We start from the raw sequence: 1,603 nt of genomic DNA, 5'->3' as shown, positions 1-1,603 counted from the left end.
TTGCATTGGCTTGGTTGCCTCGGTCGAGGTGGGTTGTTTCGTGATAGTAGGCAGGTCGCCGCAGCAGATCGAGGCGCTGTTTTAGCAGGATTTCGTCAGGTCTGGGCTTTGGATAGTGTGCCGCGCCTTCGTTATCGGGCTGCTCTCATTGGTTTGCATGAGTTGAAAGTTTCGAGTTACGGCAAGTGGTGGCGTTGTTCGAGTTGCTTCGTTCCTGCACTTGGCAGGTTTGCCAGACCGCCCAATCTGCACGTTTTTTTAGGCTTGAGTTCGGTGTATTTTGTTGGCTCCACTCAGAGATAGTGTGCCAGAATCGAGTGATGCGGCTTTAACCCAAGCTGGCCATTTTCGGCACGTTGGCAGCTTTTAGCTTTCTTTTTTTGTTTCTTGCAATAACAAGGCGCTGCACGCGACACGAATGCTAGTCCGTTTTTGTGTTTCGCTGCGCTCAATTTTACACAAAACCGGCCGTCGCTCTCGTTCGCGTGAGCTTGGCGTTATGGCCCACTAGGCAGCCACCATTCATTTACTAAGGAATTTGCATGACAGAGGTTCGGGAATGTTTTGTAATATCGCCAATTGGCGAGGCGGAATCTGATACACGAAAGCGTTCGGATCAAGTTCTAAGGCATATTATTAGGCCTGCTGTTGAGCAATGTGGTTATAAAGCTGTGCGTGCTGATGAAATTGATAAGCCGGGAATCATCACGAGCCAAGTAATACAGCATGTTGTAAGTGATCCCCTTGTTATAGCTGACCTTAGCGAAACAAATCCTAACGTATTCTATGAGCTAGCTATAAGACATGCTATTAAGAAGCCGCTAGTTCAAATAATTCAAAAAGGAGAAAGAATTCCTTTTGATGTTGCTGGCACTAGAACTATTCACTTTGACCACAAAGATCTTGATAGTGTGGACGAAGCAAAGAGAGGGATTGTTGAGCAGATCAAATGGCTAGAAGAAAACCCGAATGATATTGAAACACCAATTTCACTTTCTCTTGATCTTCAAATGCTGCGCCAAAGTGAAGACCCTGAAGACCGCTCGCTGGCCGAAATAGTTGCACTGATAAATTCGATGCGGTCAGGAATTGGGAAGCTCGAAGAAAAAATCTCGCACGGCAGTGTAACAGATGTAAATATTATTGGCGGCCTTAAAGAAGAGCTTGAAATGCTTCCCATGCGTGTGGCAAAGGAAATCATGGGAACAAACCGCATGCCTAGAAAAAACAGAATAATTGATCCATATATTATTCGTGAGCTAACCAGCATGCTTCCAAAAAGTTCAAATGGGCCCATATCTCTTCTGGTAGTCCTGAGCTTTTACAGAGATCAGTTCCCATGGTTGTACGAAATTGGCATGGAAGCTTATAGAAGGGCGACTGCCGGTGATTGGAATGGTGCAAGGCAAGTGATAAAAGACCTTCAAATGATGGCAGAAATGTCACTCCGTGGCCCAATGATGGAGGAGCTGTTCGGCAACAAGAAAGAGGCATACATGTTGATGGAAGAGCTTCCATTTCTACTTGAACGTGTAGCAGACGAAGCAATGATGAGAACAAAAAACAAGCCATAACAATGCATTGCACCGGACAAGCCGGTGAA

Annotated in this window: 1 protein-coding gene; it reads left to right on the top strand. The window is 45.7% G+C overall.

Annotation, left to right across the window (positions count from 1 at the left end; translation table 11 throughout):
- Positions 1-542 precede the first annotated feature (542 nt).
- On the top strand, positions 543-1,574 hold the full coding sequence (locus V6U78_RS12660) for a hypothetical protein (protein ID WP_405341557.1): 1,032 nt from the start codon (positions 543-545) through the stop codon (positions 1,572-1,574).
- Positions 1,575-1,603: the final 29 nt, after the last annotated feature.

It is taken from the genome of Marinospirillum alkalitolerans (assembly GCF_045055655.1).
GTDB lineage: Bacteria > Pseudomonadota > Gammaproteobacteria > Pseudomonadales > Halomonadaceae > Marinospirillum > Marinospirillum alkalitolerans.
This window is presented reverse-complemented; position numbering and strand designations above follow the sequence as displayed.